The organism is Microcoleus sp. PH2017_09_SFU_O_A (genome assembly GCF_020738625.1).
Classification (GTDB): domain Bacteria; phylum Cyanobacteriota; class Cyanobacteriia; order Cyanobacteriales; family Microcoleaceae; genus Microcoleus.
Genome location: NZ_JAEQCF010000003.1, coordinates 108,811 through 125,556, shown reverse-complemented (window position 1 = coordinate 125,556; position 16,746 = coordinate 108,811). Strand labels below are relative to the sequence as shown.

The window sequence follows — 16,746 nt, the reverse complement described above, 5'->3', positions numbered from 1 at the left end:
CAGAATATCGGAGTATTCTGGGGTGAAACGGAGTGAACTAAAATCGATATGAGTAGCCGTCCTGTCGGTGAATAAACTTCACGTTTTTTATGGTAGAAACTCCAATACGAAACTGATTAATTAAAACCTCAAAACCCTTTGCAGTAGGTTTTTTCACTCGCGCCGTATAGGTTCCGGCTCGTGAATTCTTGCGGTCAGTATCCAGCGTGAACTTAACTGTATCGCCTGTTTTGACGTGCTTGTATCGTACTCGTGTATTTTTCACTGCTGGGAACCCGTGTTTGTTGACTCGTATTTCCTGCCTTGTGCCGTGCCCAAAACACGTGACAATCAGAGGCTGAGTTGTTCTCAATTGAATCGAGCGACCAGATTTCCCGACACAGGCGGCATCAATGCTGTGTGACTTCTCTAAGCCCTGTTGAGTGCGGTTGAATTTAGTTCTGCCGCCCGTCCAACACTTCACCGTGTCGCATAGCTCTTTTGCCATCCTGACAATGGCAAAACGGGTTGAATTCACTGCTGCTGCATCTTTAAGGGGTTGCTTGGCTTGTGCAAGAATACGTTGTAGCAGGTCGGGTTTGCCCGAAAGGAAATCTTGGATATCGCGATTCCCCTTCTTCTGGTTGCACGGAACACAGGAAAGAGCAAGGTTGCTGACTCGGTTTGACCCACCTTTTGATTTAGCCTGAATGTGTTCTACTTCCAGGGGGGTATCGGTTGCACCGCAGTACGAGCATTTTTGTTCCCACTTTTCTAGTAGATATTGCTTCACCTCATAGCCAGCCAGTTCACCCGCTTGATATTGCACTCCACTAATCTCAGGATTCTGCATCAGTTGTGTGTCAAACCGGACTTGCTCAATCTCAATCTCAGTGATGGGACTGTAGCGCATGAATCGCTTAATCCAAGTTTCTACCGTTTGAACTCTATGTCGCAAGCTGGGGGCTAACCATCCTGTAGGCTGCTTTCGATTAAAACGCTTTGCTCGATATCTAAGATTGCGCGAACGCCGCGAGCCTCGCACGCTAGCCCGTTGTTTGAGGTCAGCGCTGATTTGCAATCCTCGATGCTTTAGTTCCATGCCGAAGACAATATCTTCACCGCATTGAATGGCGAAACCCGTCCATTTAGAACCTGGATCTATTTTGAGCCGATAGGGTTTGAGTGTGGGATTGAGAATCTGTTGCTTGAGGACGATCGCAAACGGATATGATCTGTACACCGCTGCTTTTTGTTTGGTCAACAGCTCTCTAGCACGGGCAGGATGCACCATGTTGAGGAACGTCCTGTCGTGATTCAACAGGAAAACGTAATTAGCTTGAATTTGCATTTCTGCATCTGGGGACTTGGTAATGTTTGCATCGATTGGCTTACAGGCTTGTTACCAGGGTGCGGTGTTCCACGTTCAGAAGCTACGCGATGTTCCTCCCCTGACGCTTGAATCTTGCCCGAATTGATTGAGTCATGACCCTCCAGCGGCTATCACACTCTTGGTGTGTGTGAAATCTGGTGTAGCAGGGTACTCCGAATTACTCCGTTTCCCTCGAATTACTCCGCTTCTTTGCTACTCTATGTTGCCGACCTTTGTGCCTACCTGTCTATTTACCCGCCGCGAGAAGGTTGATTCACAGTCATACTTTTCCTTATAATCGCTCACAAAGGCAGATCGTTCAGAATTCAGCCGGGTCAAATCTATCCGGGCGAACTCTCAAGCCTCTGACACCAGCTCGATAGCGGTCAAAACTGAGAATGGCGAATCCCCAACCATCCCCGCTATATTGGGTACTCCGATCCGAATGGGAAGGCCCGAGTAGGTCAATCAACATTGCTTGACTCTAAGAGCAAGAAAGAAAATAATTGTCAAGGCTCCGGGACTCCCATAGCAGTTACAAAAAGTAATGGAACTGCCCTCAACCTCAGTCCACCTTCATACCCCTATCCGAGCGATCGTCCCCAGTCTAAAATCTAAAATCTAAAATGGTACAAGTTGGAGTCCTGACCACAAGAGAGGATAAGCAGTAGCAATCCCGAAATTGTCTGCGATATTCGGGGGAGAGAGGGAGATTCTCGGTCGTCGGGGAGAAAATGTAACCGTGAAGGGGAATAGAGAATTCAAATATACAATTTAAATCGACAACAGGTTACTAAAAACTTGCTACCGGGGGATCGTGAGACGAGCGTCAGTGTCAGGTCTAGTTCTAAAAAACAACTAAACACTCTATCTAAGGTAGACAATTATTTGAAATATTCTAGTAGACTGTGGTAGATTGTAGTAATATCAATAGGTTCACCCTATTTTACGTTAAAGCATTTCCGCATCTAAGCGCGGATGTATTGTAGCAGACTGACTGAAGAATATACATCTAAAACCTGTTCAAAGTATGGACAGAACCACAAAAAGTTAGAAGGTAACCAACAGTTTGTCCTTCTTGCGGTCATGGCATCGGGCGTGATATGAATGGCACTTTTAGCCTTTTTTTAAAGGCTGTGACAGATCCGCGACACAAAGGCGTAAGATTGCATCTTACCAATTGTGCCATACACAGTAAAGGTTGATTTTCAGCTTCTACCGGGTTAAATGTATCTGTTTGTTTGTATGTAGTAGTCTAAATGATGGTAATGGATGCTTCTGGGCATCTGTACACCCTCTCACGGTAGTCGCTCAAGGAATATATGCGGGTTTTGCAGGGTTCCCGGCTGATGGCGCTAAAAACTCTGCATTTTTGACGGGGAATCTAATCCTCGTGCCGTGTTCCTCTTTTGACTCATGTCGCAAAGTTTCCATACTTCCCATATTTATTTATGAAAACCGTTCTGATTGTAGAGGACGATTTGGTTAATGCTCGAGTTTTTTCCAAAATACTTACTAAGCGGGGGGGCTTAGCTGTCAAGCACACGGAAAATGTTGAAGAGGTGATGCAGATTGCTGCGGCCGGCCAAGCTGATTTGATTTTAATGGACGTGTCTCTTTCGCGCAGCGTGTACCAGGGAAAATCTGTTGACGGCATTAAGATTACTCAACTGCTGAAAGCTGACCCGCAAACCGCCTCGCTGCCGATTATATTGGTGACGGCTCACGCGATGGCCGGTGATAGAGAAACTTTTCTGGATCAAAGCGGTGCCGACGGTTACATCTCTAAACCCGTAGTAGACCATCAAGAGTTTGTCGATCGGATCAAGGCTTTGCTCCCTGAGTGAGCGCACCATATTTGAAGAAGGAAGTTCAGCAACGGATTCGTCGGCTGTCGGATGTAACAAATGTAACGGAGGGAAGCCACGAAGTTTGTAGTTTAATACGCTTGGGTTAGCGGTCTTTTACCGAAAACTTGGCTTCTTCAGCCCCGTCCTTCTAGGACGGCTTTTATTTGATCGACTTTTTAAGAAAAGTCTTGATATTTCTTAAAGACCTAGTGTTCAATCTAACCTACGAATTCGTGCTTAAACCCACATCAGAACAAATAGTTATTTTCGCAGACTGGCTTGAATAATGCGAGCGTGTTTATAATACCATTTTGACAAAAGATTGCGACATAATAAATGTTTTGTTTGGTCGCTTGTACCATTGTGGTCAGGTGCGGCTCTGTCAAATTGTCGATATATAGCTACGAATTTTTCGTGGATCCACAGCCTACAACTAATGTTGTATTAATTTTGAAAATTGGTATTATAAGGAAGAAATAATTTTATTTATAGTTTGATTCAAACAATTAAAAATTTTAATTTTCAAGTTTTATAAAAAAACATTCGGTAAGCGGAAAACTCAGTGTCTTTAGACCTGAGATGCAAGCGACACGGGCGGTTTCAACCGCCGTGAATCTTTTTTGATTCTTAATACTTAAAACCAAAGAAAGATGTTAAAATACAAGCCAGGGAGGTGAACTAGATTGATAATAAACTATGTTTATAAGTTGCGACCCAATCAAACACAATCATCAAAAATGTCTGCTTGGATAGATATGCTGCGAAGCCAGTATAATTGGTGCTTAAATGACAGAATCTGTCAGTACAGCCAGCAGTTTATCCAAGGCAATTACTGTGACATTAGAACGAAAGGCGAAGCTTCACCATTGACCTGCTTCGTAAGTAAAAGTGGCGCAACCGGAAATCCTTGGAAAGATTCTAAGTCTGACAAAGAAGGCAAAGCTAGAAATCCTCGTCGAAGTGCTGGTGACATTCAGATTACAGCATTACCTGAGTTAAAAATGGCTAGACCTTGGTATAGTGGAATTGACTCAACAGTTTTACAACAGAATGTTAAACGCTTAGACATTGCCTACAAAAACTTCTTTGAAGGTAGGGGATTTCCTAAATTTAAAAACCGCAGCAACTTCACATCTTTTACTTTCGTGATGGGAGTAAAAATCAAGGGTAATAAAATTTACCTACCCAAACTGGGTTGGATGCGGTTTTACAACTCTCGCTCAATCCCAGATGGGTTTACCATCAAGGCTTGCGCGGTTAGAAAACGCCAGAATGGCTGGTATGTTTCTATTAGAATAGAGGATAAATCTGTACCTGAATACAGCGCTACTCCTGTTGGCGATAACCCCAAAGTAATAGGTTGCGACCTAGGAATCACTAAACTGGTTCACCTTTCTGATGGATACCAAATCAAAAATCCCAAGTTTTCGACGAACAAAAAAGCTAAGCGGACTCTAAAAATCAGACAGAGACGGGTTAGTCGCAAAATTAAGGGTAGTAAAAATCGCAAAAAAGCAGCTATTAAAGTTGGGAATTTCCATCAAAAGATTAGCGATAAGCGTCAAGCATATCAATGGAAAACTGCAAATTTAATAGTATCTCGTAACGTTGATGTAATTGCCACAGAAGATTTAAATATTTCAGGGATGATGCGCCGATGTAAAGTAAAAAGTGACGAGAAAACTGGGAGGTTTCTGAAGAATGGGCAATCCAGAAAAAAGGGATTGAATCGCGCTATGTCTGATGCAGGTTGGGGCGATTTGGGATTAAAGATTGAGTATCTGGCTGCAAAGCAAGGAAAAATCGTAATCAAAGTTAATCCTAAACACTCTAGTCAGGAATGCAGGAATTGCAGTCAGATCGATAAATCCAACAGAGATGGAGAAAAATTCATCTGTGTTGAGTGCGGATATCACGAACACGCCGATATTGGCGCTGCAAAAACGATTAGAGATCGAGCTTTGAGAATGGTACGTGGGCCAGGACGCGAAACTAGGTGCTCAACACCTAAACGCCCAAAAAATATCACCACGCTCGCAGAGCAAACGTGGTGAGTTTGGGAACCTGAGCAATCAGGATATTAAGGCCGCAATGTCTTAAGAATCTCAGTCGCTTTAGCGCTGAGAGTGTCAATGAATTCTGATTTATGCCTGCGGCTGAATATCTTCTGCCTTCTTTTTTCGGGCGATTTGATGTGCCGATCGCACTTTCGCCTGTGAATTTTGAATTTTAAGTTTTGAAACCAAAAATTTAAGATTTTTCAACCAACGCTTGCGCCTGTTGGTTGGGAGGATCTCTCAAAAATTGCCGCGCAGTTCAGGATCGCTGGCTGCGCGGCAATCTATCTCAAAACACTCGTTTTAGTCTTCGTCCTCGTCGAAGTCGTAACCGATATCATCATCATCATCGGCGATCGCGCCTAAGGAATCATCATCAGTATCAGGGACAAAATCGTCCTCATCAACCTCAACTTCCTCAAAATCCTCCTCGGAGTCAACATCAGGGGCGCGGCCGACATCAAAAGGACTCTCGATCGTATACTTGCGGCGGGCAGTGCGATCGTCCAACACGACATCTTCCTGCAAATCCTGGATGTCGTCGTCAAAGACAGCACCCTCAAAACCGGCATCTTGAACGCTGGCATCCTCATAGGCATTGAACCCAGTTCCAGCAGGAATCAGGCGGCCGATGATCACGTTTTCCTTGAGGCCGCGCAGCCAGTCGGATTTGCCTTCGATCGCAGCTTCGGTGAGCACCCTTGTGGTTTCTTGGAAGGAAGCTGCGGAAATAAAGCTGTCGGTATTGAGCGAAGCTTTGGTAATCCCCAGCAGCACCGGGGTGTAGTCGGCGGGGGCGCCGCCAGTAATCGACATGGCTTCGTTCACCTGTTCGACTTGCCGCAGTTCGACCAACTCGCCGGGGAGCATGGTGGTGTCGCCGCCGTCCTCCATGCGGACTTTGTTGGTCATCTGGCGGACGATTACTTCGATGTGTTTGTCGGAAATATCCACGCCTTGAGACTGGTACACCGATTGCACTTCGTTGACGAGGAAAGTCTGCACCTGCTGGAAACTCTCCAAAGCGGCCTCGAAGGTAGGTTGGCGCTCTTTGAGGACTTGGAAAAATACTTCGAGAATTTCGTGGGGGTTGGCGGGGCCGTCGGTTAAGGCTTCGGCGACGCCAACGCGCTGTCCGTCGGAGACGATCGGGTTTTGGCCTGGTAATAAAGGATATTGCTCGATTCGGCCGTCATCCTCGACTACGGCGAGTTCCACCACATCATCGTCGGTGACTACCTGAGCTGTCCCCGGGCGCTTGGCTAAAATGCAAGCTTCCTTCGGTTTCCGCCCTTCGAGCAATTCCTCAATCCGGGGTAAACCTTGAATGATGTCCCCAGTTTTGGCTCGCTCGAATACGAGGATGACTAAGTTGTCGCCGCGTTGCACCAAGTCGCCGTCGTCTACGTGGAGCACCGCACCCCCGGAAACTCGGTAGGGACGGGCTACGCGCAATACTATTTTGGCTTCTTCTCCGTCATTGGAGGTTGGTATAACTTTCACGACTTGACCGGACTCTTCCAGAATCACTCCCGGCGCTACTTCTGTACCGGCTACGAGTAATTGACCGGGACTCACCTCGGGCGTACCCGCTACTGAAACTGTGACGGAATCGGCATCCCGCATGACTAACAATCGGCGGATGGGTTCGCCCTGCCCTTCGCGGATGCCCCGGACGATGCCGGCTTCTTTGCAGAGAATCTCGGTGCGGGCGACTACTGCGCTGGGGGCGATCGACTGTCCGTCTTCTACCAATAGTCTGGTGTGGGTGCTGCCTTGGGTGGGATCTGCCGATACGTCCCGCCGAATTACCAGCGATTCCAAAATCACTAACTGCAAGCGGAAAATCCGAGACGGCGCTGGGACTTCTTCGCCTTCGACGAGAGCTAGTTCTTGCGACGCCACCGCCGCTTCTGAGCCAACCCAAGCTGGGCCGGAACCGTCGGCTCCAAAAGCTAAGGCGTCCCCATCGTCGGGCAGGAGTTCGATATCTGCTGCCAGTTGCGGCGCGCCGGAACCAATTTCTAAGATGAGCTGAGTCCGCAGCAGTTCGAGTCCTTCGACTGATTTGACGCGCTCTCCGTCTTTGTAGGGGAGGCGTTGGACTGCTTTGAGGGCGATCGACTCGTTGAGGGCTGTTTGGGAAGGTATGGGTGGTTTGTCGGGTACGGGGTACTCGACTACGGGGCGCAGCAGCAATGCTGGGCCTTCGGGGGTTTCGATGTATTCGGCATAGCCCAATTCTTCGGCAATTAAGCCGGGGAAGATTTCTTGACCGGCACTGACTATTTGACCTTCGCCGTAAGTGAGCGGCGGGCGATCGACCGAGTGCAGGGTTCCAGGCTTGATGACGATTTCCCGGAGGATGTCGTTTTTCTGGGTAACTTCTACCGCACCGCTGGTTTGGCAGAAAATATCTTTGACGACTTCGGTGCCGGCTTCGACGTACTGGCCGTCTTCTACTAGGAGTAGGGAGATGTCTTTGTTGACTTCGTGGCATTCTTCGGGAATCCACAGCAGGGTGCCGCCTTTGACGACTTCGTAGCCGAGTTTGGCTTTGCCGCGCTTGTGGACTTCGACTCCGGCGTATTTGACGATGCCTCCGGTGGCGGTGCGGTAGCTGTCGTCGAGCAGTTCTGCGACGACTTCGCCGTTGATGACTTTGCTTCCTGGTGCTGTTTTGAGCGAAAACCTTTGGTTGGAGGCGGTTTCGATGATGTAGTGTTCGCGGCCGCCGGCGCTTTCGGCGCGGACGATGGCTTGGTCTAGCAGCACTTGAGCGGTGATGATTTCGATTTCTCGCTCGTCGGCGATGCGGACTACGCCGCCGTGTTCGGAGACGAGTTTGGTTTCGGCGATGACGCTGTTGGCTGCGATGCGATCGCCATTTTTGACTGCTGGTTCGGCACCCGGGAGCAAGTTGTAGACTTCACCCGAGAGAATCCAAATCAGTCCGCCTCTGCTGGCGGTGCGGGTGGTGTTTCCTTGACGGTCGGTTTTTTCCTCTGGTACTAGGTCGGCAAATTTGGCTTCGCCGGCCAAGTCGGAGGCTACGTCTGTTGTGACTTTTTCGGTGGTTTTGCGGGCGGCGCGTCCGACGATCGGCACTTCTGCCAATACTTGACCGGGGATGGCGCGCTGTCCGTCTTTGACCATCAGGGTCGAACCTTGGACGATCGCGAATTCTACTTTCAGCTTCTGATTTTTGGCGCCGGATTTGCCTTCTTCGTAGCCTTCGCCCTCGAATACGAGTTTGCCGTTGTTTTCGGCGACGAGGGCTTCTTCACCGTGTCTGGTACGGAAGGCGCGGGTGCGTAAGTTCTTAAACTTGGCGACGCCGGGAAATGGTGCGCGTTCTTGTTTGGCGACTTCTCCAGTAAATACGCCGCCTGTGTGGAAGGTACGCATGGTGAGCTGGGTTCCTGGTTCCCCGATCGACTGGGCGGCAATAATCCCGATCGCTTCTCCCATGTCCACCATTTTCAGGTGGGCGAGGCTCCAACCGTAGCAGCACTGGCAAACGGAACGGGTGGCTTCGCAGGTTAGGGGCGATCGTAAATAAACTTCTGGCACTCCAGACTTACCGATTTCCCCTGCCAATTCTTCTGTAATCGGCTGGTTGCGGGCGGCTCTTTCGTTCTCAAAAGTCACGATTTCTTTGGTTTTGGGATTGACCACATCTCGGGCCAACACCCGCCCCAGCAGCCGATCTTTCAGGGGGATGAGCACGGTCGCACCGTCGGTCATGGGGCGGACACGAATCCCGCGTTGGGTGCCACAGTCTACTTCGCGCACGATGACATCTTGGGATACATCGACTAACCGACGAGTCAGGTAGCCCGAGTCGGCGGTGCGGAGGGCGGTATCTACTAAGCCTTTGCGCGCTCCGTAGGACGAAATGATGTATTCGGTAACGGTGAGTCCTTCGCGGAAGTTGGTTTTAATTGGCAAGTCGATGATTTCCCCTTGGGGGTCTGCCATCAATCCGCGCATTCCGACGAGCTGCCGCACTTGGGAGATGTTCCCCCGGGCGCCGGAGAAGGCCATCATGTACACCGAGTTGAGCGGGTCTGTGGCTCGGAAGTTTTTGACTACTTCGTCTTTGAGGTCTTCTGAGGTGCTGTTCCAGGTGTCGATTACTTTTTGGAAGCGTTCGACTTCGGTGATTTCGCCTCTGGTGTATTTTTGTTCGGTGATTCGGATTTCTTCTTCGGCTGCTTCGAGCAGTTGTCGTTTGATTGGCGGTACTTGCAGGTCGTCTACGCTAATTGAAACTCCCGCTCTGGTCGCAAACCGAAAACCCAAGTCTTTGAGTTTGTCGGCCATTTGCGCCGTGCGGGCCGTTCCATAGTTCATGAATGACCAAGAGATTAATTTTTTGAGCTGACCTTTGTCAACAACTCGATTGCGAAAAACAATTTCCTTATTTTCCTTATTTTCTGTCATTTTTCTGCTGTTAGTAATTTAGTCATTGGTCAGAAGTGCGAGCTTAAGAGCTCGCGAACCTTGTCATTAGTCATTGGTCAGAAGTGCGAGCTTAAGAGCTCGCGAACCTTGTCATTAGTCATTGGTCATTGGTCATTGGTAATTAATAGAATTTCAGCAGCCTAACATCGATATTTAGGGTTTGCTTTGTCTACCTTGCCGCTAAGTCGCACCTCATTTTTTTCGCCTTTAGGACTTACCAATTACCAATTACCAGAAAGAATTGGTTGAAAGCCCCAAGTCTTTGAGGGAGAAATTAAAATCAGACTATTCATTACTCCAATCCTCTTCCTTCTAGGTAAAGGTCGCTCTCAAACTGTCAACTGTCAACTGTCAACTGTCAACTGTTGAACAATTACCCAATTCCTAATTGTTAATTACCGATTCGATCGTTTGGTGATAAATAATCCTGCCCGGAGTAGTCCGAATAAACTGATTGATCCTCTTACCCTCTGCATCTTCCCGAACGCGGCGGAACTTGTATTCTTTCGTCACAGTACCGTCAGTCGATCGCTCCACCTTCAGCGGTTCACCTTCGGGTTCTGTGTTTTCGATCGCGCCTTGAAACCTCACCCACACGTAGGAGTGCAAGTCCACGACTCCTTGTTCGTAAGCTACAACCGCATCATTAAGATTAGAGAAGTAATGACCTGCTCCTTTTTGACCGTTAGGATTGTCGGCTGTCAAGTAATAGCAACCGAGCACCATATCTTGAGAAGGAGTGACGATCGGTCTTCCAGTTGCCGGCGACATAATGTTATTAGAAGCCAACATCAGCAAGCGCGCTTCAGCCTGAGATTCCAGAGACAAAGGCACGTGTACCGCCATTTGGTCGCCGTCAAAGTCAGCGTTAAAAGCCGGACAGACTAGCGGGTGAAGCTGAATCGCCCTCCCGTCCACCAAAATCGGCTCAAAAGCTTGAATCCCCAAACGGTGCAGCGTAGGAGCCCGGTTCAGCATGACAGGGTGTCCTTCAATTACCTCTTGCAGCACGTCCCAAACGCTGGGATCGTTGCGTTGAATCAGTTTTTTGGCTGCTTTGATGTTGTTGACGAGTCCTTGGCGGATCAGGCGGTGGATGACGAAGGGCTGGAAAAGCTCGATCGCCATTTCCCTCGGCAAACCGCACTGATGAATCTTCAGTTTCGGCCCCACCACAATTACCGAACGTCCAGAGTAGTCAACCCGTTTACCCAGCAAGTTTTGCCGGAAACGACCTTGTTTCCCTTCAATAATGTCCGACAGCGACTTCAGCGGACGGTTGTTTGCGCCCACCACAGTCCGGCCACGGCGGCCGTTATCAATTAGCGCATCCACAGCCTCTTGTAACATCCGCTTTTCGTTGCGAATGATAATTTCCGGCGCCAGAATTTCTTGCAATCTGGCCAAGCGATTATTGCGGTTAATAACTCTCCGATAAAGGTCATTAAGGTCACTGGTTGCAAAACGTCCACCGTCTAGCTGTACCATCGGCCGCAAGTCTGGGGGAATCACCGGAATCACATTGAGTACCATCCAATCGGGATGAGAACCCGTAGCGATAAAGTTGTCAATTACCCGCAAACGTTTAATTAACTTCGCGCGTTTTTGACCTTTAGCATTAGCAATATCTTCCCGCAGCTTTTCCGCTTCGCTTTCTAGCGGAATATTTTGCAGCAAAACTTGCAAAGCTTCCGCACCAATGCCTACTTCTACGCCTGTCAGCGTGGAATCTTCGCTGTAAAGTTCATCTTCTATTTCCAGCCAAGCATCTTCGGTGAGCAATTGCTTGTATTGGAGCTTTTCAGCATTACCAGCATTCAGCACAACATAGGCATTGAAATAGACAATTTGTTCGACATCTCGCAGGGGCATATCTAACAGAATTGCCATGTAACTGGGGATGCCTTTGAGATACCAAACGTGAGCCACTGGAGCTGCTAATTTGATAAATCCCATGCGGTGGCGGCGGACACGAGATTCAGTGACTTCCACACCGCATCTCTCGCACACAATGCCTCTATGACGGACTCTTTTGTACTTGCCACAATGACATTCCCAATCTTTTGCAGGCCCAAAAATGCGCTCGCAAAACAATCCGTCCATTTCCGGTTTTAATGTACGGTAATTAATTGTTTCTGGTTTTATGATCTCACCGGTAAGCTGACCATTGGGTAAAGTTCTCTCTCCCCATTGTCGAATTCTTTCGGGTGAAGCTAACCCAATCTTTACGTAATCAAATCGTTGTTCTATCTTAGCCATTCTTGACTCCACTCGATGATTTACTTGAAATTGTTTGCTGTAATTTATCTGTTTTGATTGATTGTTTTGCAATTAAATCAATGTCAGACTCCTTTATATGTGACATTATTTTTAATGTCATAAATGACACTTGTCGATACTGCAAATTCCAGAGCTATTTTAGCAATGGATTCTCCAGCTTTAATTCGTTCTCGCACATCCTGTGCTTGAGCAAAAGTCAGTTTGCGATCGATATATCCACCCCTGCGAGGAATTGGAACCTCTTCGCCTTCTTCCTTCCAAGTCAGGTGATACTTAATAGTGTGTATAGTTGAGGGAGTTACGCCGTATGCTTCAGCTACATCCTTCATTCTCTCTCCTGCTGCTAGTTTTTGCCGGATTTCTCGCACTTTTTCCCAGTCTAATTTGGCGTTGGAAAGGGGATGACTTTTTCCTTGGGTGCGTCCTTTTTGGGAAGCATCTAATAAATTCTGAGTGCGAGTACCAGCCCAGAGGTGTTCTGGATTAATACAACTGGGAGTATCGCAAGTATGACAAGCATCCATATAGGTGGGAACTTCACATCCTAATTTCTCTGCTAAAACAGCACGAGTAACTGATTTTAACTTGCCATTTTTGAAGTACCTACCATAGCCTGAACCATCTTTTGCGCCTTGGAAAATTATGCAGCCGTTGTCTTGAATTTCTCCTAGAAAACGTGGGGAAACTGTGGTGAAGTTATCGGGAATATTTGTCTGAACGATCTTAGTAATAGTTTCATGTTGTACCCCATACTCTTTTGCTAGGTGGTTCTTGACTTTTCCAGATAAATATTTAGTCTGAATTTCCCGCAGTTGTGCGATCGACAATTTATCAAGTCCCGCAATACTTTTTCGTCTAGGAGTTTTGCGATAGCGCCCCATCATTTGTCCGGTATTCTCAGCAGCAGACCCAGCTAAGAGATGTTCCGGGTTGATGCAGCCGGGATTGTCGCAGGTGTGGCAAGCAAAATAACTGGAATCGAGGAATCCTGCTATTTTCGATTCGAGGACTAATCGGTGGACTAATACCGTTTTGCCATCGATCCACTTACGCCCGTAACCGTTACCAAACTTACTGCCTTGCCAATTAATACAGCCTGTCGCCAGGTCTAATTCTCCTTCAATTCCAGGGATAACTGTTACAATAGTCATGTCAGCGTCTCTCCTTTTTAGAGCGTTGATTCGCCTCAACAGTGGTACGAACACTGTTGAGGCATTTTCATTTGAGAGTATCGATTAAAGATTTTAGATTGAATGTTGCCAAAAAATCTAAAATCTTTAATCCCTAATCCTCGTCGAGTTCGTCGCGAGAAAGCGATTCGTAAGTAGGCCTGGAGGGCGATCGCCGCCCACCAGCATCCGCCATCAAATCAACTTCTACGTGCTCGCTGCCTTCGTCGTTCGTATTCACCTTGTGCACGGCAATGTCCAAGCACAAAGATTGCAACTCTCGCATCAGCACCTTAAACGATTCCGGCGTACCGGGGCGCGGGATGGCTTTGCCTTTGACGATCGCATTCAAGGCTTCATTTCTACCCTGCATATCGTCCGACTTGACAGTCAGCAACTCTTGCAAAGTATAAGCTGCGCCGAACGCTTCGAGAGCCCAAACTTCCATTTCTCCGAACCGCTGACCCCCCTGCTGCGCTTTGCCACCCAAAGGCTGCTGCGTTACCAGCGAGTAAGGCCCCGTGCTCCGGGCGTGGATTTTGTCATCTACCAAGTGGACGAGTTTGAGCATATAGGCGATGCCGACTGTGACGGGGCGATCGAACGGTTCGCCGGTGCGGCCGTCGTAAACTATAGTTTTGCCTGGGTGTTTTTCGTTAAATACCCAAGGTTTGCCAGTTTTTTCGCGCGCCTCCTCTAACTTGCCGTGAACGGTTTCCCGCGACTTTTCAGCGCCGTGCATTTCGTCAAACGGCACCATCTTGAACCGCATCGACAAATTTTCGCCCGCCCAGCCCAGCAAGCACTCGAAGATTTGACCGACGTTCATCCGCGATGGTACGCCCAAGGGGTTGAGTACGATGTCAACCGGAGTCCCGTCGGGCAGGTAGGGCATATCTTCCATCGGCAGAATCCGGGAGACGATACCTTTGTTACCGTGGCGGCCGGCCATTTTGTCGCCGACTTGAATCTTGCGTTTTTGGGCTACGTAGACGCGGACTACCATGTTGGCGCCGGGGGGCAGTTCGTCGCCCTGTTCCCGGGTAAACACGCGCACGTCCACCACGCGGCCTTTTTCGCCGTTAGGGACGCGGAGGGAGTTGTCGCGCACGTCTCGGGCTTTTTCGCCGAAGATTGCCCGCAGCAGTTTTTCTTCCGGCGGTTGGTCGGATTCGCCTTTCGGAGTGACTTTCCCTACCAAAATGTCGCTGGCTTCTACCCAAGCACCTTTGCGGATGATGCCCTGTTCGTCTAGCTGGCGCAGCGCGTCTTCGCCGACGTTGGGAATTTCGCGGGTGATTTCTTCGGGGCCGAGTTTGGTTTGGCGGGCTTCGATTTCGTATTTCTCGATGTGAATCGAGGTGTATACGTCTTCGTACACCAAACGCTCGCTAATGAGCATGGCATCTTCGTAGTTGTATCCCTCCCAGGGCATATATGCTACGAGGATGTTGTGGCCCAGGGCGAGTTCGGCGCCTTCGGTGGAGGAACCGTCGGCGAGCACTTGACCGGCTACGACGCGATCGCCCTCATAGATCAAAGGACGCTGGTTTAAACAGGTATCCTGGTTCGATCGCTGATATTTTTGCAATTCGTGTTCGATGCAGCCGGCATATTTTTGCTTCCACACCGAGGGCTGCTTGGTTTTGAGCTCGTCGTATTCGCGAATCATGAAATGTTCTTCGCTGGAATTCGACTCGGCATCTACCGCTAGGGGCTTGACAATAATCCGGGTGGCATCGATGTAAATTACCTCGCCGTTGACCTTAGAAACTACCACCATCCCGGAATCTCGGGCGGCTTGAGCTTCCAAGCCCGTACCCACAAGGGGACGTTCTGGTTTCAGTAGCGGCACAGCTTGCCGCTGCATATTCGATCCCATCAGAGCTCGGTTGGCGTCGTCGTGTTCCAAGAACGGAATCAGCGATGTCGCGACGGAGACGATTTGCACTGGCGAAATCGCCATGTAGTCCACCTGCATCGGGGTGGTGGTGGTGAATTCTTGGCGGTAGCGCACGGCTACGGTTTCGCCCAAGAGGTTGTTGTTTTCGTCGAGGCTGATGTCTCCGGGGGCGACGCGCAAGTCGTCTTCTTCATCGGCTGTCATGTAAACCGGGGCTTTGTCCCGCAATACTTGTCCTTTTTCAACTGGGTAAAAAGGAGTTTCGATGAAGCCGTAGGGGTTGACGCGGGCGTGGGTTGCCAAAGAGCCGATGAGTCCGGCGTTGGGGCCTTCTGGTGTTTCAATGGGGCAAATCCGGCCGTAGTGGGATGGGTGAATATCCCGCACGGCGAAACCGGCGCGTTCCCGAGTCAAGCCTCCTGGGCCGAGGGCGGAAAGCCGGCGTTTGTGGGTCAGTTCTGCTAGGGGATTGGTTTGATCCATGAACTGGGATAGCTGCGAGGAACCGAAGAATTCCTTGATTGCTGCTACCAGCGGTTTGGGGTTGACCAGGGAAGCGGGGCTGAGGGAGTCGGCGTCGGAAACTGTCATCCGTTCGCGGATAATCCGTTCTAGGCGGTTCAATCCGACGCGCACTTGGTTTTGCAACAGTTCGCCGACGCTGCGGACGCGACGGTTACCTAGGTGGTCGATGTCATCCGTTGAGCCGATGTCGAATTCCAGGTTGATCAGATAGTCGATCGCCGTCAAGATATCTTGGGATGTCAGTACCCGCATCGTATCGGGGACTGTCAACCGCAGTTTTTTGTTGAGTTTGTAGCGGCCGACTCGGCCCAAATCGTAGCGTTTGGGGTCAAAGAAACGCGAGTTGAGGAGCTGTTCGCCGCCGGCTACGGTGGGGGGTTCGCCCGGACGCAGTTTGCGGTAGAGCTCCATCAAAGCTTCTTCTTCGCCGAACTGTCCTTCTTTCTCGATCGTTTTTTGGAAGTATTCGGGGTGGCGCAAGCTGTCGTAGATTTCGCCGTCTGTCAAGCCTAGGGCTTTGAGCAGAACTTGGGCCGACAGCTTGCGGGTTTTGTCGATTCTCACCCAGACTAGATCGTTTTTGTCTGTTTCAAATTTCAGCCACGCGCCTCGGTTGGGGATGAGACTGGCGTTGTAGGAACGGCGGCCGTTTTTGTCGGTTTCTGATTTGTAGTAGACGCCAGGGGAACGGACGATTTGGTTGACGATGACTCGTTCCGCACCGTTGATGATGAAAGTGCCGCGTTCGGTCATCAAAGGCAAATCGCCGATGAAGACTTCTTGCTCTTTGATTTCGCCTGTTTCTTTGTTAATCAAGCGGGTGGGGACGTACATTTGCACCGAGTAGGTGCTGTCCCGGCGCTTAGCTTCGTCTACATCGTATTTTGGGCGCTTGAGTTTGAAGTCTTTGCCGATGAAGTGGAGTTCCAGCTTTCCCGTGTAGTCTGTAATCGGGGAGAAGCTGTCTAGTTCTTCAATCAGTCCGGCTTCTAGGAACCAGCGAAAACTTGCCCGCTGGATTTCGATCAAGTCGGGCAAGGTGAAGGCGAATTCTGTGTAATCTTTAGTCGTCATGGGTGTCCTTTTTCCGCAGTGGCTCTAGCTTTTTACATGGCGCCAAGGCTTGGCGTTTTTACCTTGTTGC

The 16,746-nt window shown here is 49.3% G+C and carries 7 protein-coding genes; 2 read left to right on the top strand and 5 right to left on the bottom strand.

The features are described from left to right. Positions 1–37: 37 nt before the first annotated feature. On the bottom strand, positions 38–1,330 hold the full coding sequence (iscB, locus tag JGK16_RS01825) for an RNA-guided endonuclease IscB (RefSeq protein ID WP_293178516.1): 1,293 nt from the start codon (positions 1,328–1,330) through the stop codon (positions 38–40). Positions 1,331–2,802: 1,472 nt separating this feature from the next. On the opposite strand from iscB, the gene JGK16_RS01820 reads away from it, so the two are divergent. Further along, positions 2,803–3,198 carry a response regulator gene (locus JGK16_RS01820; protein WP_293153459.1) on the top strand — a complete coding sequence of 132 codons (396 nt, stop codon included), beginning with the start codon at positions 2,803–2,805 and terminating at the stop codon, positions 3,196–3,198. A 740-nt stretch (positions 3,199–3,938) separates the two neighbouring features. Then, positions 3,939–5,255, top strand: coding sequence for a transposase (locus JGK16_RS01815; protein WP_293189379.1), 1,317 nt, complete (start codon positions 3,939–3,941; stop codon positions 5,253–5,255). Between the two features lie 306 nt (positions 5,256–5,561). Here JGK16_RS01815 and JGK16_RS01810 read toward each other — a convergent pair whose 3' ends face one another. The 4 genes from JGK16_RS01810 to rpoB form a co-directional block, all read right to left on the bottom strand. After that, the gene (locus JGK16_RS01810; RefSeq protein WP_293178519.1) at positions 5,562–9,704 is read right to left on the bottom strand and encodes a DNA-directed RNA polymerase subunit beta''; all 4,143 of its coding nucleotides are present in this window, start codon (positions 9,702–9,704) and stop codon (positions 5,562–5,564) included. 405 nt (positions 9,705–10,109) lie between these two features. Beyond that, on the bottom strand, positions 10,110–11,984 hold the full coding sequence (locus tag JGK16_RS01805; protein WP_293189380.1) for a DNA-directed RNA polymerase subunit gamma: 1,875 nt from the start codon (positions 11,982–11,984) through the stop codon (positions 10,110–10,112). Positions 11,985–12,067: 83 nt separating this feature from the next. Further along, positions 12,068–13,156 (bottom strand): HNH endonuclease, encoded by a 1,089-nt coding sequence (locus JGK16_RS01800; protein ID WP_293189381.1) that lies wholly within the window; start codon positions 13,154–13,156, stop codon positions 12,068–12,070. Positions 13,157–13,289: 133 nt separating this feature from the next. Next, positions 13,290–16,676 (bottom strand): DNA-directed RNA polymerase subunit beta, encoded by a 3,387-nt coding sequence (gene rpoB, locus JGK16_RS01795; protein WP_293178528.1) that lies wholly within the window; start codon positions 16,674–16,676, stop codon positions 13,290–13,292. Positions 16,677–16,746: the final 70 nt, after the last annotated feature.

What these genes read in the sequence shown, in the direction of transcription:
- JGK16_RS01805 (WP_293189380.1), bottom strand. Translation starts at nt 11,984, where the DNA reads ATGGCTAAGATAGAACAACGATTTGATTACGTAAAGATTGGGTTAGCT.
- rpoB (WP_293178528.1), bottom strand. Translation starts at nt 16,676, where the DNA reads ATGACGACTAAAGATTACACAGAATTCGCCTTCACCTTGCCCGACTTG.
- JGK16_RS01820 (WP_293153459.1), top strand. Translation starts at nt 2,803, where the DNA reads ATGAAAACCGTTCTGATTGTAGAGGACGATTTGGTTAATGCTCGAGTT.
- JGK16_RS01810 (WP_293178519.1), bottom strand. Translation starts at nt 9,704, where the DNA reads ATGACAGAAAATAAGGAAAATAAGGAAATTGTTTTTCGCAATCGAGTT.
- iscB (WP_293178516.1), bottom strand. Translation starts at nt 1,330, where the DNA reads ATGCAAATTCAAGCTAATTACGTTTTCCTGTTGAATCACGACAGGACG.
- JGK16_RS01815 (WP_293189379.1), top strand. Translation starts at nt 3,939, where the DNA reads ATGTCTGCTTGGATAGATATGCTGCGAAGCCAGTATAATTGGTGCTTA.
- JGK16_RS01800 (WP_293189381.1), bottom strand. Translation starts at nt 13,156, where the DNA reads ATGACTATTGTAACAGTTATCCCTGGAATTGAAGGAGAATTAGACCTG.